17 protein-coding genes are annotated in these 18,814 nt (G+C 57.7%); 13 read left to right on the forward strand and 4 right to left on the reverse strand.

Features of this window, described 5'->3' with window-relative positions:
* Positions 1-109: 109 nt before the first annotated feature.
* From PU683_RS16895 to hcr, 3 genes are all read left to right on the forward strand, one after another.
* Positions 110-1,009, forward strand: coding sequence for a LysO family transporter (locus PU683_RS16895; protein ID WP_277173488.1), 900 nt, complete (start codon positions 110-112; stop codon positions 1,007-1,009).
* A gap of 144 nt (positions 1,010-1,153) precedes the next feature.
* Entirely contained in the window at positions 1,154-2,806 is a 1,653-nt protein-coding gene (gene hcp / locus PU683_RS16900; protein ID WP_277173490.1) for a hydroxylamine reductase, read from the forward strand.
* Between the two features lie 10 nt (positions 2,807-2,816).
* Positions 2,817-3,785, forward strand: coding sequence for an NADH oxidoreductase (hcr, locus tag PU683_RS16905; RefSeq protein WP_277173492.1), 969 nt, complete (start codon positions 2,817-2,819; stop codon positions 3,783-3,785).
* 282 nt (positions 3,786-4,067) lie between these two features.
* On the opposite strand, the gene PU683_RS16910 is transcribed toward hcr, so the two are convergent.
* Complete coding sequence (locus PU683_RS16910; protein ID WP_277173494.1) at positions 4,068-4,496, reverse strand: DoxX family protein; 429 nt, start codon at positions 4,494-4,496, stop codon at positions 4,068-4,070.
* Between the two features lie 150 nt (positions 4,497-4,646).
* On the opposite strand from PU683_RS16910, the gene poxB reads away from it, so the two are divergent.
* The 4 genes from poxB to PU683_RS16930 all read left to right on the forward strand — a co-directional run bounded on the left by poxB (position 4,647) and on the right by PU683_RS16930 (position 9,951).
* Positions 4,647-6,365: a ubiquinone-dependent pyruvate dehydrogenase gene (poxB, locus tag PU683_RS16915; protein WP_277173496.1), complete on the forward strand. Its 1,719-nt coding sequence runs from the start codon at positions 4,647-4,649 to the stop codon at positions 6,363-6,365.
* 38 nt (positions 6,366-6,403) lie between these two features.
* Positions 6,404-7,402 (forward strand): low-specificity L-threonine aldolase, encoded by a 999-nt coding sequence (gene ltaE, locus PU683_RS16920; protein WP_277173498.1) that lies wholly within the window; start codon positions 6,404-6,406, stop codon positions 7,400-7,402.
* Positions 7,403-7,411: 9 nt separating this feature from the next.
* Positions 7,412-8,848 carry a DUF2867 domain-containing protein gene (locus PU683_RS16925; protein ID WP_277173500.1) on the forward strand — a complete coding sequence of 479 codons (1,437 nt, stop codon included), beginning with the start codon at positions 7,412-7,414 and terminating at the stop codon, positions 8,846-8,848.
* Between the two features lie 89 nt (positions 8,849-8,937).
* A complete protein-coding gene (locus PU683_RS16930; RefSeq protein ID WP_277173502.1) occupies positions 8,938-9,951 on the forward strand; it encodes an NAD-dependent epimerase/dehydratase family protein in 1,014 nt (337 codons plus the stop codon).
* A 5-nt stretch (positions 9,952-9,956) separates the two neighbouring features.
* Here PU683_RS16930 and PU683_RS16935 read toward each other — a convergent pair whose 3' ends face one another.
* Together PU683_RS16935 and PU683_RS16940 are read right to left on the reverse strand one after the other, a co-directional pair.
* Positions 9,957-10,517 carry a WG repeat-containing protein gene (locus PU683_RS16935; RefSeq protein ID WP_277173504.1) on the reverse strand — a complete coding sequence of 187 codons (561 nt, stop codon included), beginning with the start codon at positions 10,515-10,517 and terminating at the stop codon, positions 9,957-9,959.
* A 35-nt stretch (positions 10,518-10,552) separates the two neighbouring features.
* Entirely contained in the window at positions 10,553-11,398 is an 846-nt protein-coding gene (locus PU683_RS16940; RefSeq protein ID WP_277173506.1) for an N-acetylmuramoyl-L-alanine amidase, read from the reverse strand.
* A gap of 100 nt (positions 11,399-11,498) precedes the next feature.
* Between PU683_RS16940 and PU683_RS16945 the strand changes: the two genes are divergently transcribed.
* From PU683_RS16945 to artJ, 6 genes are all read left to right on the forward strand, one after another.
* The gene (locus PU683_RS16945; RefSeq protein WP_277173508.1) at positions 11,499-12,014 is read left to right on the forward strand and encodes a lipoprotein; all 516 of its coding nucleotides are present in this window, start codon (positions 11,499-11,501) and stop codon (positions 12,012-12,014) included.
* 209 nt (positions 12,015-12,223) lie between these two features.
* Positions 12,224-12,952, forward strand: coding sequence for an arginine ABC transporter ATP-binding protein ArtP (artP, locus tag PU683_RS16950; RefSeq protein WP_023481454.1), 729 nt, complete (start codon positions 12,224-12,226; stop codon positions 12,950-12,952).
* A 19-nt stretch (positions 12,953-12,971) separates the two neighbouring features.
* The gene (gene artI / locus PU683_RS16955; protein WP_277173510.1) at positions 12,972-13,703 is read left to right on the forward strand and encodes an arginine ABC transporter substrate-binding protein ArtI; all 732 of its coding nucleotides are present in this window, start codon (positions 12,972-12,974) and stop codon (positions 13,701-13,703) included.
* A 6-nt stretch (positions 13,704-13,709) separates the two neighbouring features.
* On the forward strand, positions 13,710-14,426 hold the full coding sequence (gene artQ / locus PU683_RS16960) for an arginine ABC transporter permease ArtQ (RefSeq protein ID WP_277173513.1): 717 nt from the start codon (positions 13,710-13,712) through the stop codon (positions 14,424-14,426).
* Entirely contained in the window at positions 14,426-15,094 is a 669-nt protein-coding gene (artM, locus tag PU683_RS16965) for an arginine ABC transporter permease ArtM (RefSeq protein ID WP_023481628.1), read from the forward strand. Before artQ ends, artM begins: the two co-directional genes overlap by 1 nt.
* A gap of 163 nt (positions 15,095-15,257) precedes the next feature.
* The gene (gene artJ, locus PU683_RS16970) at positions 15,258-15,989 is read left to right on the forward strand and encodes an arginine ABC transporter substrate-binding protein ArtJ (protein WP_277173516.1); all 732 of its coding nucleotides are present in this window, start codon (positions 15,258-15,260) and stop codon (positions 15,987-15,989) included.
* A 481-nt stretch (positions 15,990-16,470) separates the two neighbouring features.
* Here the strand turns inward: artJ and PU683_RS16975 are convergent, their stop codons facing one another.
* Entirely contained in the window at positions 16,471-18,798 is a 2,328-nt protein-coding gene (locus PU683_RS16975; protein WP_277173518.1) for an FdhF/YdeP family oxidoreductase, read from the reverse strand.
* Positions 18,799-18,814: the final 16 nt, after the last annotated feature.

The raw sequence follows: 18,814 nt of genomic DNA on the forward strand, positions 1-18,814 counted from the left end.
GAAATCTGCAATTGCATAAAATCGCTCACTTTTTGCAGCTTTACTCACTTCAAGCCTTTCTGTAGTGTGTTGCAGTGCATATAAATTTACGCAAGGATTTGAGCTGTACATGTTTTCAGGATTGTTAATTATTCTTCTGCCGCTGGTGGCGGGCTACCTCATTCCGCTGCGTCACGCCGCCGCGCTCAAACTGATCAATAAATTGCTCAGCTGGATTGTCTACGTGATCCTCTTTTTTATGGGTATCAGCCTCGCCTTCCTTGATAACCTTAGCGCTAACCTGCTGTCGATAGTGCATTATTCTGCGGTCAGCGTGGTGATTATTTTACTCTGTAACGCCTGCGCGCTGCTCTGGCTGGAGCGCTCCCTGCCGTGGAATCATCACCACCGGCAGGAGGTGTTGCCGTCGCGGCTGGCGATGGCGCTGGAGTCGTTACGCCTGTGCGGCGTGGTGCTGCTCGGCTTTGTGATTGGCCTGAGCGGGCTTGAATTGTTGCAGCACGCGACCGAAGCCAGCGAATACACGCTTATCTTCCTGCTGCTGCTGGTCGGTATTCAGCTGCGTAACAGTGGCATGACCCTGAAACAGATTGTGCTTAATCGCCGCGGCATGATCATTGCCGTCGTTGTGGCCGCCAGTTCGCTGGTGGGCGGCGCGATCAACGCCCTGCTTCTCGATTTGCCGCTGAAGACCGGTCTGGCGATGGCCTCCGGCTTTGGCTGGTATTCCCTTTCCGGCATTTTACTCACCGAATCCTTTGGCCCGGTGATTGGCAGCGCGGCATTCTTTAACGATCTGGCGCGCGAACTCATTGCCATTATGCTGATCCCCGGGCTTATTGGCCGCAGCCGCTCCGCCGCGCTGGGGTTATGCGGCGCGACGTCGATGGATTTCACCCTGCCAGTGTTGCAACGCTCGGGCGGGCTGGAGATGGTACCCGCGGCGATTGTCCACGGCTTCGTGCTCAGCCTGTTGGTGCCGCTATTAATGGCCCTCTTCTCTGCCTGATCGCCTTCGGCGGTGGGTTTCTGCCGCCAAACTTGCGCTAAATCAATCTCTGCGTAAATAGCCGCTAAAAGACCTTTCACCTCTTCGTCTGCACTATTAATCTTAAACATGTATTTTAAATATAACTTTAAAAAAGGTGTGACCATGTTTTGTGTGCAATGTGAACAAACCATCCGTACCCCGGCAGGAAATGGCTGTTCTTACGCGCAGGGGATGTGCGGGAAAACCGCTGAAACCTCCGATCTCCAGGATCTGCTGATTGCTGCCCTGCAGGGCCTTTCCGCCTGGGCGTGCAAAGCACGCGACTACGATCTGATTGACCATGAGATTGATAACTTCGCGCCGCGCGCCTTCTTCTCCACCCTCACCAACGTCAACTTCGATTCGTTACGCATTATCGGTTATGCCCGTGAAGCGATTGCCAAACGCGACGCGCTGAAAGCCCTGTGTCTGGCGATCGACCCGCAGGCACGCGTAGACAATCCGATGGCAGAATTGCAGCTGGTGAGCGACGATCCCGGCGCGTTGCAGCGCCAGGCGGCAGAATTCACCCCGAACAAAGACAAAGCGGCGATCGGCGACAATATTCTTGGCCTGCGCCTGCTCTGCCTCTATGGCCTGAAAGGCGCAGCAGCCTACATGGAACATGCCCACGTGCTCGGCCAGTACGATAACGATCTCTACGCGCGCTACCACAACATCATGGCGTGGCTCGGCACCTGGCCTGCGGATATGAACGCTCTGCTGGAGTGCGCGATGGAGATCGGCAAGATGAACTTCAGCGTGATGAGCATTCTCGACGCCGGAGAAACCGGCCTCTATGGTCACCCGACGCCGACCCAGGTGAACGTCAAAGCGGTGGCGGGCAAGTGCATTCTCATTTCCGGTCACGACCTGAAAGATCTCTATAACCTGCTGCAACAGACCGAAGGCACCGGCGTAAACGTCTATACCCACGGCGAAATGCTGCCAGCGCACGGTTACCCGGAGCTGCGTAAATTCAAACATCTCGTCGGTAATTACGGCAGTGGCTGGCAGAATCAACAGGTCGAGTTTGCCCGCTTCCCGGGCCCGATCGTGATGACCTCCAACTGCATTATCGACCCGACCGTCGGCTCTTATGATGACCGAATCTGGACGCGCAGCATTGTCGGCTGGCCGGGCGTTAACCACCTTGAAGGCGATGACTTTGCCCCGGTGATCCGCCAGGCGCAGCAGATGTCCGGCTTCCCGTTCAGCGAAATCGAGCATCTGATCACCGTCGGTTTTGGTCGCCAGACGCTGCTCGGCGCAGTCGATACGCTAATCGATCTGGTGAGCCGCGAAAAATTGCGCCACGTCTTCCTGGTCGGCGGCTGCGATGGCGCACGCGGAGAGCGCAGCTACTTTACCGATTTTGCGACCCAGGTGCCGGACGACTGCCTGATCCTGACGCTGGCCTGCGGCAAATACCGTTTTAACAAGCTCGACTTTGGCAACATCGAAGGCCTGCCGCGTCTGGTTGATGCCGGGCAGTGTAATGACGCCTACTCGGCGATTATTCTGGCGGTAACGCTGGCCGATAAGCTCGGCTGCGGTGTTAACGATCTGCCGCTCTCGCTGGTGCTCTCCTGGTTTGAACAGAAAGCGATTGTCATTTTGCTGACCCTGCTCTCGCTGGGTGTGAAAAACATCGTCACCGGCCCTACCGCGCCAGGCTTCCTGACGCCGGATCTGCTGGCGGTGCTGAACGAGAAGTTCGGCCTGCGCCAGGTGACCACCGTTGAGCAGGATATGCAGCAGTTACTGAGCGCATAAGGAGCGAAAAATGAGCATGCCAACCCCTCAATGCCCGTGGCGGATGCAGGTGCACCATCTCCACCAGGAGACGCCGGATGTCTGGACGCTTTCGCTGCTGTGCCATGATTACTACCCCTACCGCGCCGGGCAGTATGCGCTGGTAAGCATTGGCAATAGCGCGGACACGCTGCGTGCCTATACGCTATCCTCGACGCCGGGCGTCAGCGAATACATTACGCTGACCATTCGCCGTATTGATGAGGGTACCGGCTCGCAGTGGCTGACGCGCGAGGTTAAGCGCGGCGATTATCTCTGGCTCTCGGACGCGCAGGGGGAATTTACCTGCGATAACGAACCGAACGATAAGCTGTTGCTGCTGGCGGCCGGCTGCGGCGTGACGCCGATTATCTCTATGCGCCGCTGGCTGGCGAAGTACCGCCCGCAGGCAGATGTGCGGGTGATCTTCAGCGTGCGCTCACCGCAGGATGTGATCTTTGCCGACGAGTGGCAACATTACCCGGTAACGCTGGTGGCAGAACATAACGCTACCGATGGCTTTGTGCCGGGGCGTTTAAGCCGTGAGCTGTTGAGCGCCGTGCCGGATCTCACTGCACGCACGGTAATGACCTGCGGCCCGGCGCCCTATATGGCGTGGGTTGAGCAGGAGGTCAAAGCCCTGGGCGTCACCCGCTTCTTTAAAGAGCAGTTCTTTACGCCGGTTGCCGAAGCCGCCACCAGCGGGCTGAAATTCAGCAAACTGTCGCCGGTGAAAACCTTCTATGCGCCGGTGGGCAGCACGCTGCTGGAGGCGCTGGAGAGCAATAACATGCCGGTCAACGCCGCCTGTCGCGCAGGTGTCTGCGGCTGTTGCAAAACGCAGGTGATTTCCGGGGAGTATTCGGTCAGCAGCACCATGACGCTGACCGAGCAGGAGATTGCCGAGGGGTTCGTGCTCGCCTGCTCCTGTCACCCGCAGGGGGATTTGATTTTAGCGTAAGGTGCAAATCAACATGCCGGATGGCGCTGCGCTTATCCGGCCTACAACAAAGGTGATATGCCTTTGTAGGCCGGATAAGTCGTTAGCCGCCATCCGGCAATGCAGAACATGTTCTGAACCTGTAGGCCGGATAAGACGGCAGCCGCCATCCGGCAATGCAGAACATGCTCTGAGCCTGTAGGCCGGATAAGGCGGCAGCCGCCATCCGGCAATGCAGAACATGCTCTGAACCTGTAGGCCGGACAGGGCGGCAGCCGCCATCCGGCATTTTTTACATCACCGTTATTTCCACGCGGGTGCCACCGAATAACGCCCTGCGCCCATCAACGCCACCGCCAGCGCGCCGAGGAAGAAGTAGACGATACTCTCAATCGCCCACGCGCCCGTGACGTCCAGCGAACCGGTTTCGCCGATGCCCACCATCAGCCAGGCGACAACCATCGTAAACGCCAGCACCAGCGCCGCCGGACGGGTAAAAATACCAAGGATAATTAACACCGGGCAGAGCACTTCTCCCACCAGCACGCCGTAGGCGATAAATCCCGGCAATCCTTTTGCCGCCAGCATCCCGGCGATGCCATCAATCCCGCCAATCAACTTATGCACGCCGTGAAACAGCATCAGTCCGCCCACCGCCAGACGCAGCAGCAAGCGCCCCAAATCTTCATGCGCAAACATCTTATTAACTGAATTTAACAATGATTTAACCATATGAAATTATTCCTTTTTTTGTGAACTATCATCAGGCCAGCCTCTTCATCGTCAAAATAAACCTCTGTTTTACTCATGGATATAATATTCCCGCCTCGTTAGCGTCGATTGTCTAAGCTTGTAAGCGTGATCACAAAAAGGAGCCTCAACATGAAACAGACAGTGGCCGCGTATATCGCCAAAACCCTCGAACAGGCTGGCGTAAAACGGATTTGGGGCGTCACCGGCGACTCCCTCAACGGGCTGAGTGACAGCCTGAATCGCATGGGCACCATCGACTGGATGCCCACCCGCCATGAAGAGGTCGCCGCTTTTGCAGCCGGTGCCGAAGCGCAGGTATCGGGCGAGCTGGCGGTGTGCGCAGGCTCCTGCGGGCCGGGTAACCTGCACTTAATCAACGGCCTGTTTGATTGCCACCGTAACCGCGTCCCGGTGCTGGCCATCGCCGCGCATATTCCGTCGAGCGAAATTGGCAGCGGCTATTTTCAGGAGACCCACCCGCAGGAGCTCTTCCGCGAATGCAGCCACTACTGCGAGCTGGTCTCTAACCCGGAGCAGATCCCGCAGGTGCTGGCGATTGCGATGCGCAAAGCGATCCTTAACCGTGGCGTCTCCGTCGTGGTGCTGCCCGGCGATGTCGCCCTGCAGGCGGCACCGGAAAACGCCAGCAGCCACTGGTATCGTGCGCCACAACCGGTGGTGGTTCCCGCCGAGGAGGAGCTGCAAAAGCTGGCGCAGCTGCTGCGCTACTCCAGCAACGTGGCACTGATGTGCGGCAGTGGCTGCGCCGGTGCGCATAAAGAGCTGCTGGCCTTCGCCGGCAAGCTGAATGCGCCGATTGTTCACGCCCTGCGCGGCAAAGAGCACGTTGAGTATGACAACCCCTTCGATGTTGGCATGACCGGGCTGATTGGCTTCTCTTCCGGCTTCCACGCCATGATGAATGCCGACACGCTGGTGCTGCTCGGCACCCAGTTCCCCTACCGCGCCTTCTACCCGAATGACGCGAAGATCATCCAGATTGATATCAACCCGGCGAGCCTCGGCGCGCACAGCAAAGTGGATATGGCGCTGGTCGGCGATATCAAAGCAACGCTGGCGGCGCTGGTGCCGCTGCTGGAGCAGAAAACGGATCGCGCCTTCCTCGATAAAGCGCTGGCGAACTACCGCGATGCCCGCAAAGGGCTGGACGACCTGGCAAAGCCGAGCGACAAGGCGATCCACCCGCAATATCTGGCCCAGCGCATCAGTGATTTCGCCGATGATGACGCCATCTTCACCTGCGATGTCGGCACGCCGACCGTCTGGGCGGCGCGCTATCTGAAGATGAACGGCAAACGCCGGTTGGTTGGCTCCTTTAACCACGGCTCAATGGCTAACGCCATGCCGCAGGCGATTGGCGCTCAGGCCACCTTTCCGCAGCGCCAGGTGGTTGCGATGTGCGGCGATGGCGGCTTTAGCATGCTGATGGGCGATTTTCTCTCGGTGGCGCAGATGAAACTGCCGCTAAAGATTGTCGTCTTTAACAACAGCGTGCTCGGCTTTGTGGCGATGGAGATGAAAGCGGGCGGTTATCTGACCGATGGCACCGAATTGCAGGCAACAAACTTTGCCCGCATCGCCGAAGCGTGCGGCATCACCGGCATTCGCGTAGAGAAATCCTCCGACGTTGACGAGGCGCTACAGCGTGCCTTCGCCATTGATGGCCCGGTGCTGATTGATGTCACCGTCGCCAAAGAGGAGCTGGCGATGCCGCCGCAAATTAAACTTGAGCAGGCGAAAGGGTTCAGCCTCTATATGCTGCGCGCGATCATTAACGGGCGCGGCGACGAGGTGGTTGAACTGGCGAAAACCAACTGGCTCAGGTAAAACAGAGGGCATTACCCATCGCAAGATAAGGAAATGCCGTGATTGATTTACGCAGTGACACCGTGACCCGACCTGGACGCGCCATGCTGGAGGCAATGATGGCCGCCCCGGTCGGGGATGATGTCTATGGCGATGACCCGACCGTTAACGAACTTCAGGCCTGGGCCGCTGAACTGAGCGGCAAAGAGGCCGCCCTCTTTTTACCCACCGGAACACAAGCTAACCTGGTCGCCCTGCTCAGCCATTGTGAGCGCGGCGAAGAGTACATTGTCGGCCAGGGCGCGCACAACTACCTCTATGAAGCAGGCGGTGCGGCGGTGCTCGGCAGTATTCAGCCCCAGCCAATTGATGCAGCCGCCGACGGCACGCTGCCGCTGGATAAGGTCGCGGCTAAGATCAAAGCCGATGATATTCACTTCGCCCGCACTAAACTGCTGAGCCTTGAAAATACCCACAATGGCAAAGTGCTGCCGCGCGACTACCTGCAACAGGCCTGGGAATTTACCCGCGAGCGCGGGCTGGCGCTGCACGTCGACGGCGCGCGCATCTTTAACGCGCTGGTGGAGTATGGCTGCGACTTAAAAGCGATCGCGCAATATTGCGACTCCTTCACCATCTGTCTCTCCAAAGGTCTCGGCTCGCCGGTCGGCTCGCTGCTGGTCGGGGATAGCGCCTATATCGCCCGCGCTAACCGCTGGCGCAAGATGACCGGCGGCGGCATGCGCCAGGCGGGTTTTCTTGCCGCAGCCGGGCTCTATGCGCTGAAAAACAACGTTGAGCGGCTGAAAGAGGATCATGACAACGCCGCCTGGCTGGCGACACAGCTGCGCGAACTGGGCGTCGACGTAATGCGCCACGATACCAATATGGTGTTTATCCGCGTGGGGGATAACGCCCAGGCGCTGGGCGCGTTTATGCGCGAGCGCGGGGTGACGATCACCGCAGGCAGCGTGGTGCGGCTGGTCACGCATCTGGATGTCAGCCGCCAGCAGCTTGGCGAGGTGGTTCGCCACTGGCAGGCATTTTTGCAGCGCTAAGGAGCAGATGTGGCGCAGCGGATAGCGGTGCTGGGTGCCAGCGGCTATATCGGACAGCAGTTGGTGCAAGCCCTCAGCGAGCAGGGTCATCAGGTGAAAGCCGTAGCGCGGCGCTTAGGGCGGCTGCAAAAGCTGGCGCTGGCGAATGTCTCGCTGCATGAGATCGATCTCTTCTGGCCGCAGGCACTGCCCGCGCTGCTGGCGGATGTCGATACCCTCTACTATCTGGTGCACAGCATGGGCGAGAGCGGCGATTTTGTCGCCCATGAGCGGCAGATCGCCCTGAATGTGCGCGACGCGCTACAGAGCGCCGGCGTGAAACAGGTGATCTATCTCAGCTCTTTGCAGGCGAATGAGAGAAGCGACTCCGATCACCTGCTGGCGCGCCAGTATACCGGCGATCTGCTGCGTGCCGCGGGCGTGCCGGTGACCGAGCTGCGCGCCGGGATTATTGTCGGTGCCGGTTCGGCAGCGTTTGAGGTGATGCGCGACATGGTCTTTAACCTGCCGGTGCTGACCCCGCCGCGCTGGGTGCGCTCGCGCACCACCCCCATCGCGCTGGAGAATCTGCTGCATTACCTGCTTGAGCTGCTCAACCATCCGGCCGATACGCACCGGGTGTTTGAAGCCGCCGGGCCGCAGGTGCTCACTTATCAGCAGCAGTTTATCCGCTTTATGGCGGTGAGCGGCGTCAAGCGGCCGCTCATCCCGCTGCCGCTGCCGACGCGGCTTATCTCGGCATGGTTTTTACACCTTATCACCTCCGTGCCGCCCTCCATCGCGAAAGCATTGATCCAGGGGCTGAAACACGATCTGCTGGCGGATGACCGCGCCCTGCGCGCATTAATTCCGCAAACGCTGATCCCCTTTGATGAGGCGGTGCGCCGCACCCTTAAAGAGGAGGAGAAGCTGGTTAACTCCAGCGACTGGGGCTACGACCCGCAGGCTTTCTCCCGCTGGCGTCCGCAATATGGCTACTACCCGAAGCAGGCCGGTTTTAGCGTCACCACGCCAGCCAGCACGCAGGCGTTATGGCAGGTGATCAACGCTATTGGCGGCAAAGAGCGCTACTTTTTTGGCAATCTGCTCTGGCAGGTCCGCGCCGCGCTCGACAGGCTTATCGGCCATAAGCTGGCGCACGGGCGACCGCAACGCGACTATTTGCAGGTCGGCGATGCGGTAGACAGCTGGAAGGTGATTATCGTTGAGCCGGAACGGCAGCTTGCCCTGCTGTTTGGCATGAAAGCGCCGGGGCTCGGGCGTTTAACCTTTACGGTAACGGATAAGGGTGAGTGCCGCGTGGTGGATGTGCGCGCCTGGTGGCATCCGCACGGTATGCCGGGGCTTTTTTACTGGCTGATGATGTTTCCGGCGCATCTGTTTATTTTTCGCGGTATGGCGCAACGTATCGCCAGGCTTGCGGAAAAAGGCAGTGAAAAAGTCTGAGCCCATCCCTTTCTTTCAACAATCCCATTGCATCAGGGCGTGATTCACGAAAGAATGCGCGCGATAAACGCTTAACACAGTGGATTGCTATGAAGGTTCTGGTCACGGGCGCAACCAGCGGTTTAGGCCGAAACGCGGTCGAATATCTGCGGCAAAAAGGCATTGCAGTCCGGGCGACGGGCCGCAACGAAGCAATGGGCAAGCTGCTCTGCAAGATGGGCGCTGAGTTTGTACCGGCGGATTTAACCCAGCTGGTCTCTTCGCAGGCGAAAGTGATGCTTGCGGGTATCGACACATTGTGGCACTGCTCGAGTTTTACCTCGCCATGGGGCACCCAGGAAGCGTTTGATCTCGCTAACGTGCGCGCCACGCGCCGTCTTGGTGAATGGGCGGTCGCCTGGGGCGTGCGTAACTTTATCCATATCTCCTCGCCGTCGCTCTATTTCGATTTTCACCACCACCGCGACATTGACGAAGCGTTTCGACCGCGGCGCTTCGCCAACGAGTTTGCCCGCAGTAAAGCCGCCGGTGAGCAGGTTATCGATCTGCTGGCGCAGGCAAACCCGCAAACCCGCTTTACCATTTTGCGCCCGCAGAGCCTGTTTGGCCCGCACGATAAGGTCTTTATCCCGCGGCTGGCGCAGATGATGCAGCACTACCGCAGCGTTCTGCTGCCGCGCGGCGGCGATGCGCTGGTGGATATGACCTATTACGAAAATGCGGTGCATGCGATGTGGCTGGCGAGCCAGCCTGAGTGCGACGCCCTTCCCTCCGGGCGCGCCTTTAATATCACCAACGGCGAACCGCGCTCACTGCGCACCATTGTGCAGACGCTGATTGAGGAACTGGGCATCGATTGCCGTATTCGCTCCGTGCCCTACACCATGCTGGATATGGTGGCGCGCAGCATGGAGCGCTTCGGCGACAAGCGTGCGAAAGAGCCCGCCTTTACACACTACGGCGTCTCGAAGCTCAATTTTGATTTCACGCTGGATATCAAACGCGCGCAGCAGGAGCTGGGCTATACGCCGATTGTGACGCTCGATGAGGGCATCAGACGCACGGCGTTCTGGCTAAAAGATCACGGCAAACTGCACCGCTAAGCGACTCAAAACGGCCCGGATCTGATCTCGGAAACCCGCTGGCCGTTTTTATTGATGTAAAACCACTCGCCGCCACCCAGCGCCGTATGCTCACCCTCGCGCTGCGGTTTGCAGCCGTTACAGACCAGCGCTTTACCCTCCTGAAACTGCCAGGCGTAATCAAACTGTGGCGCAATATGGTTGCGGAACGAATCGTCCCAGTAGCCCACTTTGCCATTCTGCCGGGCGCGTACCAGCCCTTCGACAAACCAGTCCGGCCCGTTATCGAAATGCACCACCGGCAGATAGCGATCCGGTGCGCGTACATAGTAATCGGCATCCGGCAGCCCGGCTTCGCGGGTGTAGTCATATAAGCCAACCCACGACATGCCATCCACATCCTGACTCTTCTCGAACAACTCCGGCAGAAACACCAGTTTGCCCTCTTGCAGCGTCGCGCAGTTGGCAAGGGTCTCGACGTTGTCCGTTTTTTTATCCCAGTAAGCGCAGCTAAAGGGCGGTGTCGGCGCACTGTGAGCGGCAAAAGCCGCCATCAGCAGCGCGCCAGTAAGGATGCGTAAATCCATCTCCATTGACCTCGTCATCAGTCAGTCGGCAGGGATCACTCTGCCTGACCATATTTTTCCAGTAAAGCCTCGGCGATCGCTAAGCTTTCGGCGTCAGCTACGCCGTCCCACTTCGCCGGGCGAAAATGCATCTGAAATGCCATGATGACCCGCTTTTGTTGCAGCGGTGTCATATACGATTTGACGTCATAACCATAACGCGCCAGCAGATCAAGCAGTGCCGCGTTGCTGACCCGCGTATACTCCGCGCGGCCATTGAGGTAAAACGCGACGCGCGCCGGATCGGGCCAGGCGCCAATCCCCTGCGCGGCTAACACCTGCCAGGGAAACTGCGGGCCAGGATCGTCTTTGCGCTGCGGCGCGATATCCGCATGCGCCACCACATTCTGCGGCGGAATGTTGTAACGCGCGACAATATCTTTTACCAGCGGAATCAACGCATTGATTTGTGCCTGCGCAAAAGGAACGAAGGTTTTCCCCCCCGCGGTCTTCTGCCAGCCGCGGTTTTCCAGCTCAATGCCAATAGAGGTGTCATTGATGCGCGTCGCTCCGCGCCAGAAGCTGGCTCCTGCATGCCACGCCAGTTTCTGCTCCGGCACCAGCTGCCAGATGCGCGGTTTGCCCTTTTCCCGCGGCGGGTTGGCCGGGATTAAGTAGTGCGAACTGACATCTTTGCCGAGCAGTGTGGTCAAGGAGACATCAAAATCATCTGCCGTATAATGGATCACCAGCACCTTGATACGGGGATAAGCCGCTTGCGCCTGATAACGGGTCACCAGTTGATAGCCAGGTTTCTCAATCACGCCTTTGTTGTCATCTTTTTTATCGCTGGCACACCCTGCCAGTATCAGCGCCAGTAGCACTATTCCCCACGTTTTCATGCTTCTCCTTTTAACCATCAATGCGTTACCAGACACATTATGGGAGCAATACACTATTCTTGAAAGGTTGCGACTTCTGAACAGAAATAAGGAAATCATTATGCGCTATTCAGCTTTGACTCTTGTTATGCCGTGCGCGCTGCTGTTAAGCGCTTGTACCACCGTTGAGCCAGCTTTTAAAGATACCGGCGCCCGCGTCGGCGCCTGCGTTGAAGGCGGCCCGGACAGTGTGGCACAGCAATTCTATGACTACCGCATTGAGCATCCGGGCGCTAACTGGTCTTCGCTGCGCCCATACCTGAGCGATGATCTGAGCAAAATGCTCACCGCCGCCAGCCGCGACGCGCGTAATAACGTGCTGCTGAAGGGCGACCCCTTCTCCAGCCGCAATCTGGCACCCGAGAAAGCCGATGTCGCCAGTGCCTCAACCATCCCGAACAGTGACGCGCGCAATATTCCGCTGCGCGTGACGTTAACCAAAGGCGATCAGCACTGGCAGGATGAGGTGCTAATGATCCGCGAAGGTCAGTGCTGGGCAGTCGATGATGTGCGCTATCTCGGCGGTACGGTACATGCCCCAGCCGGTACGCTGCGCCAGTCGGTCGAGCACCGCTAAGTATTGAGTAAACCTATCGATAACCCCCGTAAAATGTCTGGCATTCTGTGAGGAATGCCGACATTTATGCCTGGTTCCCACGCCGACCAGTGTTATGTGCTAATTTTATGTAGTAACTTGGTTTATTTTTAAGTTTTAACGCACAAATATTGCATAACTATTCTGTCAACGTTACTATTTGCGGCCTCAATTGCTATCAGACTGCTTCGATGAGTATTAAATTAAACAGCATCAATTGCTTCTACGGCGCACATCAGGCGCTGTTCGATATCACACTGGAGTGCCCGCAGGGTGAAACGCTGGTGCTGCTCGGTCCAAGCGGCGCAGGGAAAAGCTCGCTGTTGCGCGTGCTGAATCTGCTCGAAATGCCGCGCTCTGGTCAGCTGACCATCGCAGGCAATCATTTCGATTTCGCCAAAACCCCTTCTGATAAAGCGATTCGCGAATTGCGCCAGAATGTGGGCATGGTATTTCAGCAATATAATCTTTGGCCGCATCTCACCGTGCAGCAGAATTTGATTGAAGCGCCGTGCCGCGTGCTCGGATTACGTAAAGATGAGGCGCTGGCGCGCGCCGAGAAACTGCTTGAGCGTCTTCGCCTCAAGCCTTACAGCGATCGTTACCCGCTGCACCTTTCCGGCGGTCAGCAGCAGCGCGTGGCGATTGCGCGCGCGCTGATGATGGAGCCGCAGGTGCTGCTGTTTGATGAGCCGACCGCTGCGCTCGACCCGGAGATCACCGCACAGATCGTGAGCATCATTCGCGAGCTGTCGCAAACCGGTATTACGCAAGTTATCGTGACCCACGAAGTGGAAGTGGCGCGCAAGACAGCCAGTCGCGTGGTGTATATGGAAAATGGTCACATTGTTGAGCAAGGGGATGCGGGCTGCTTTGCTGCGCCGCAGACCGACGCGTTTAAATACTACCTATCTCACTGAAGACTCGGGAATAAAGACAATGAAAAAATTACTGATCGCCGCACTTGTTGCCAGCGTCAGCCTTAGCGCTACAGCAGCCCAGACCATCCGTTTCGCCACCGAAGCGAGCTACCCTCCGTTTGAATCGACCGACGCCAATAACAAAATTGTCGGTTTCGATGTCGATCTGGCGAACGCCCTGTGTAAAGAGATCGATGCCACCTGTACCTTTACTAACCAGGCGTTTGACAGCCTGATCCCGAGCCTGAAATTTCGCCGCTTCGACGCGGTAATGGCCGGGATGGATATCACGCCGGAGCGTGAAAAACAGGTGCTGTTCACCACCCCGTATTATGACAACTCTGCGCTCTTTGTCGGCCAGCAGGGCAAATTCACCGGCATTGACCAGCTGAAAGGTAAGCGTGTCGGCGTACAGAACGGTACCACGCACCAGAAATTCATCACCGATAAGCATCCGGAAATCACCACCGTGCCTTACGACAGCTACCAGAACGCGCGTCTGGATCTGCAAAACGGCCGTATCGATGCCGTCTTTGGCGACACCGCGGTGGTGACAGAGTGGCTGAAGTCTGACGCTAAACTGGCCGCCGTTGGCGATAAAGTGACCGACAAAGATTACTTCGGCACCGGCCTCGGTATCGCGGTACGCCAGGGTAACACCGAGCTGCAGCAGAAATTTAACGCCGCGCTGGAAAAAGTGAAGAAAGATGGGACTTACCAGACCATCTACAGCAAATGGTTCCAGAAGTAATACTGAATGAATGACATGTTTCCACTAGCAAGCGCCGCCGGGATGACCGTCGGCCTTGCCGTCTGCGCGCTGATCATCGGCCTGGTGCTGGCGATGATCTTTGCCGTCTGGGAGTCGGTCAAATGGCGACCCATTGCCTGGATCGGCACCGCGCTGGTGACGATTTTACGCGGCCTGCCGGAGATTCTGGTGGTGCTGTTTATCTATTTCGGCTCCTCTCAGCTGCTGTTACTGCTGTCGGACGGCTTTACCCTCAACCTCGGCGTTGTGCAGATCCCGGTGCAGATGCAGATTGAGAATTTCGACGTCAGCCCGTTTCTCTGCGGCGTGATCGCCCTCTCCCTGCTCTACGCGGCTTACGCCTCGCAAACCCTGCGCGGTGCGTTAAAAGCGGTGCCGGAGGGTCAGCGCGAGTCGGGTCAGGCGCTGGGCTTGTCGAAAAGGGCCATTTTCTTTCGCCTGGTGATGCCGCAGATGTGGCGCCATGCGCTGCCGGGGCTGGGTAATCAGTGGCTGGTGCTGCTGAAAGATACTGCGCTGGTGTCGCTGATAAGCGTTAACGATCTGATGCTGCAAACCAAAAGTATCGCCACCCGCACTCAGGAGCCGTTTACCTGGTATATTGTGGCGGCGGCGATCTATCTGGTGATCACCCTGCTCAGCCAGTGGGTGCTGAAACGCATCGATCTGCACGCGACGCGCTTTGAACGGAGGCCGGGATAATGCTTGAATTTATGCCCGAGCTGTTCAAAGGGCTGCACACCAGCCTGACGCTGACGGTGGCCTCGCTGATCGTGGCGCTGGTGTTGTCGCTGCTCTTCACCATTGTGCTGACGCTGAAAACGCCGGTGCTGACGCAGATTGTCCGCGCCTATATCACGCTCTTTACCGGCACGCCGCTGCTGGTGCAGATCTTCCTGATTTACTACGGGCCGGGGCAGTTCCCTTCATTGCAGAACTATCCGGCGATCTGGCGTCTGCTCTCTGAGCCGTGGCTCTGCGCGCTGATTGCGCTGTCGCTTAACAGCGCGGCCTATACCACGCAGCTCTTCTATGGTGCGATCCGCGCCATCCCGGATGGGCAGTGGCAATCCTGCGGCGCGCTGGGGATGAGCAAGAAAGATACGCTGGCGATCCTGCTACCCTATGCGTTTAAACGCGCCCTCTCCTCCTACTCGAACGAAGTGGTGCTGGTGTTCAAAAGTACGTCGCTGGCCTACACCATTACATTGATGGAAGTGATGGGACACGGGCAGCTGCTGTATGGACGTACCTACGATGTGACGGTCTTTGGCGCAGCCGGTTTGATTTATCTGGTGGTGAATGGCTTGCTGACGCTGATGATGCGCCTGATTGAGCGCAAGGCGCTGGCGTTTGAGCGGCGCAACTAAGCTGCATAGATAAGCTGTAGAGGCGAGCAAATGACCCCATTTCTCGCCTTTATTTTTGCCTTTAATAAATAATTAAGCATTATAGTTGCATATAAATTCATACACTGGCATTGTTAATCTCATGCCTCCGGGTGACAACAATAAGATAGACAGGAGTTTACTCATGAAAAAAATGATACTGGCCGCCCTTCTCGCTACCGTTTCCACAGGGGCTATGGCGGCCGATAAGATCAGCTTCGGCGTGTCGGCGACCTATCCACCGTTTGAATCCCTCGATGCGGGCAATAAGATTGTCGGCTTTGATATCGATCTCGCGAACGCGCTCTGCAAGCAGATGCAGGCCAACTGCACCTTTACCAATCACGCCTTCGACAGCCTGATCCCGGCGCTGAAATTCAAGAAGTATGACGCGGTGATCTCCGGGATGGACATTACCCCGGAGCGTAGTAAGCAGGTAGCATTTACCGACCCCTATTACGCCAACTCTGCGCTGGTGATTGCCAAAAAAGAGGCTTTTAAATCTTTTGACGATCTGAAGGGCAAACGCATCGGCATGGAAAATGGCACCACCCATCAGAAATATTTGCAGGATAAGCACCCGGAAGTGACCACCGTCGCGTATGACAGCTACCAGAACGCGATTATCGACCTGAAAAATGGCCGCATCGACGGCGTGTTTGGCGATACAGCAGTAGTGAATGAGTGGCTGAAAACCAACCCGCAGCTCGGTGCAGCCACACCGAAGGTGACCGACCCGCAATATTTCGGCACCGGTCTTGGTATCGCTGTGCGCCCGGATAACAAAGCGCTGCTGGAGAAACTGAACGCCGCGCTGAAAGCGATTAAAGCCGACGGTACATACCAGAAAATCAGTGACCAGTGGTTCCCGCAGTAAGCACTTCTCTTGCGCAGGCCGGATAAGGCGTCAGCCGCCATCCGGCAATAAACTCCGCACCAATGCCCGATGGCGCTTCGCTTATCAGGCCTACGTAATGCGGTTTTGTAGGCCGGATAGGACGTCAGCCGCCATCCGGCAATGAACTCCGCACCAATGCCTGATGGCGCTTCGCTTATCAGGCCTACGTAATACGGTTTTGTAGGCCGGATAAGGTGTCAGCCGCCTCCGGCAATGAACTCTGCACCAATGTCTGATGGCGCTTCGCTTATCAGGCCTACGTAATACGGTTTTGTAGGTCAGATAAGGCGTCAGCCGCCATCCGGCAATAAACTCCGCACCAATGCCTGATGGCGCTTCGCCTATCAGGCCAACATAGTACGGTTTTGTAGGCCGGATAGGGCATCAGCCGCCATCCGGCAATCACTCCTCGCACCAATGCCCGATGGCGCTTCGCGTATCAGGCCTACGGGTTTCGCATTTAACGCCGTGCGCCCGAGGTGGCGACCGGCGTTTCAACGCGCTCCATCGCAATCGGAATGCTTTTATAGGCCGGGATGCCGCTTTTGGTGTCGTGGCTGTCCAGCGGCACGAGAATATTTGCCTCCGGGTAGTAGGCTCCCACCGAGCCGGGTGCCATATCGATCACCACAACGGTGAGGTTATCCATCCGCCGCGAGGTGGGGTTCCCTTCGGGATCGAGCGCCACCACATTCACCTGATCGCCGACGCGCAGCTCACGACGCTCCGCCTCATCGGCATTGATAAACAGCACGTCGCGCCGCCCGGTCACACCGCGATAGCGGTCATTCAGCCCGTAAAGCGTGGTGTTGTACTGATCGTGGCTGCGCAGGGTGGTGAGCACCAGGTCGTGACACTTCAGGGAGCGCGGATCCTCGTTAATCCCCTGCATCACTTTAAACTCGGCAAAGCCCGACGGCGTGTGCCACTCCCGCTCGGAGGCAGCGTTGCGCAGGCGGAAGCCGCCCGGTTGTTTGATCCGTTCATTAAACCTGGCAAAGGCCGGGAAGACCGCTTCGATGGCGTCGCGAATGTTGCTGTAGTCGTTAACCATTCTGTCCCAGTTCACCACCGTTTGCGGCAGCGTCGCTTTGGCAAGCGCCGCTACCAGCGCCGGCTCCGACTTCAGGTGTGGCGACGCCGGGTTGAGCGATCCGCGCGAGGCGTGCACCATCGACATCGAATCCTCCACCGTCACGCTCTGCGCCCCGGAGGCCTGCTCATCGGTTTCGGTCCGCCCAATCACCGGGAAGAGGTAGTTGTGTTTGCCGAGCAGCAGATGGGAGCGGTTCAGCTTGGTCGCCATATGCACCACCAGATCGAGCTTGCGCATCGCCGGGAAGGTGGTTTGCGGATCGGAGATCGCTTCAGCCAGGTTCCCGCCCAGGCAGAGCAGTGCATTCACTTTGCCGTCGCGCATCGCCTGAATGGCGGCCACCGCGCCGTGCCCATGCTCACGCGGCGGTGTAAAACCAAACACCCGTTCGAGGTTATCAAGAAACTCGGCAGAGGGAATTTCGGTGATGCCCACGGTGCGGTCGCCCTGCACATTGGAGTGGCCGCGCAACGGGCAGATGCCCGCCCCTTTTTTACCGATATTGCCGCGCAGCAGTAACAGGTTGGCGATCTGCTGCACGTTTTGCGTGCCGTACTGATGCTGGGTAATGCCCATGCCGTAGCAGATAATGGTGCGTTCAGACTCGGCGTAGAGCCGGGCGATATTCTGGATCTCCTCGCGCTCCATGCCGGAAACTTTCAGGATATGGTCCCACTCAGTGGCGTCGAGATCGGCTTTCAGCTCCGCGAAGCCCTGCGTGTGCTGGCGAATAAACACCTCATCAATTACGCCCGGTTCACCGTTCGCCAGCGCCTGCTCATGCATCGACAACAGGATCTTCATTACGCCTTTCAGCATTGCCGCATCGCCGCCGACGCGCACTTTGTAGTAGGTCGAAGCCAGTTTGGTGGAGCTGAGGGCCAGCATCTCTATCGGGCTTTGCGGCGAGGTAAAGCGCTCAAGGCCACGCTCGCGCAGCGGGTTAATGGCGACAATGGTTGCACCGCGTTTTGACACTTCCCGCAGCGTACCGAGCATACGCGGGTGGTTAGTGCCGGGGTTATGGCCGATGCAGAGCACCAGGTCACAGTGGTCAAAATCCTCCAGCTCGACGGTACCTTTGCCAACGCCAATTGACTCCGGCAGCCCGACGCTGGTCGGTTCATGACACATATTTGAGCAGTCGGGGAAGTTGTTGGTGCCATATTCGCGGGCAAAGAGTTGCCAGAGAAATGCCGCTTCGTTGGAGGCGCGGCCTGAGGTGTAAAACTCCACGCTGTTGGGATCGTCATAGCTTTGCAGCAGCGCGCCAATCTCCTGAAACGCGGTCTCCCACTCAATCGGACGGTAAGTATCGCTCTCAGCGTCATATTTCATCGGGTGGGTTAAGCGCCCCTCGCCTTCCAGTTCAAAAGCGTTGCGCTGCCACAGTTCACTGACGGTATGCGCGGCGAAGAACTCCGGCGTCGCACGTTTGCTGGTCGCCTCCCAGGAGACAGCCTTGGCACCGTTCTCACAAAACTCAAATGAGGAGGTGTGCTGCGGATCTGGCCATGCGCAGCCAGGGCAGTCAAAGCCCTGCGGCTGGTTAACTTTAAATAACGCAATCACATCCTGCTTAACAGACATCTGACCACGCAGTGCATCAGCCACCGCTTTTAACGCGCCCCAGCCACCCGCAGAGCCGCCGTATGGCGCGATCCCCACCGTTGATTGTTTTTGCTCTTTCATATTGCCCCACACTGTT

Source organism: Candidatus Kosakonia sp. 282A-S69 (assembly GCF_029433855.1).
Taxonomy (GTDB): Bacteria; Pseudomonadota; Gammaproteobacteria; order Enterobacterales; family Enterobacteriaceae; genus Kosakonia; species Kosakonia cowanii_A.

Bases quoted from the DNA above. Each gene is read 5' to 3' on its own strand.
- PU683_RS16895 (WP_277173488.1), top strand. From the start codon at position 110: ATGTTTTCAGGATTGTTAATTATTCTTCTGCCGCTGGTGGCGGGCTAC.
- hcp (WP_277173490.1), top strand. From the start codon at position 1,154: ATGTTTTGTGTGCAATGTGAACAAACCATCCGTACCCCGGCAGGAAAT.
- hcr (WP_277173492.1), top strand. From the start codon at position 2,817: ATGAGCATGCCAACCCCTCAATGCCCGTGGCGGATGCAGGTGCACCAT.
- PU683_RS16910 (WP_277173494.1), bottom strand. From the start codon at position 4,496: ATGGTTAAATCATTGTTAAATTCAGTTAATAAGATGTTTGCGCATGAA.
- poxB (WP_277173496.1), top strand. From the start codon at position 4,647: ATGAAACAGACAGTGGCCGCGTATATCGCCAAAACCCTCGAACAGGCT.
- PU683_RS16930 (WP_277173502.1), top strand. From the start codon at position 8,938: ATGAAGGTTCTGGTCACGGGCGCAACCAGCGGTTTAGGCCGAAACGCG.
- PU683_RS16935 (WP_277173504.1), bottom strand. From the start codon at position 10,517: ATGGATTTACGCATCCTTACTGGCGCGCTGCTGATGGCGGCTTTTGCC.
- PU683_RS16940 (WP_277173506.1), bottom strand. From the start codon at position 11,398: ATGAAAACGTGGGGAATAGTGCTACTGGCGCTGATACTGGCAGGGTGT.
- PU683_RS16945 (WP_277173508.1), top strand. From the start codon at position 11,499: ATGCGCTATTCAGCTTTGACTCTTGTTATGCCGTGCGCGCTGCTGTTA.
- artP (WP_023481454.1), top strand. From the start codon at position 12,224: ATGAGTATTAAATTAAACAGCATCAATTGCTTCTACGGCGCACATCAG.
- artI (WP_277173510.1), top strand. From the start codon at position 12,972: ATGAAAAAATTACTGATCGCCGCACTTGTTGCCAGCGTCAGCCTTAGC.
- artQ (WP_277173513.1), top strand. From the start codon at position 13,710: ATGAATGACATGTTTCCACTAGCAAGCGCCGCCGGGATGACCGTCGGC.
- artM (WP_023481628.1), top strand. From the start codon at position 14,426: ATGCTTGAATTTATGCCCGAGCTGTTCAAAGGGCTGCACACCAGCCTG.
- artJ (WP_277173516.1), top strand. From the start codon at position 15,258: ATGAAAAAAATGATACTGGCCGCCCTTCTCGCTACCGTTTCCACAGGG.
- PU683_RS16975 (WP_277173518.1), bottom strand. From the start codon at position 18,798: ATGAAAGAGCAAAAACAATCAACGGTGGGGATCGCGCCATACGGCGGC.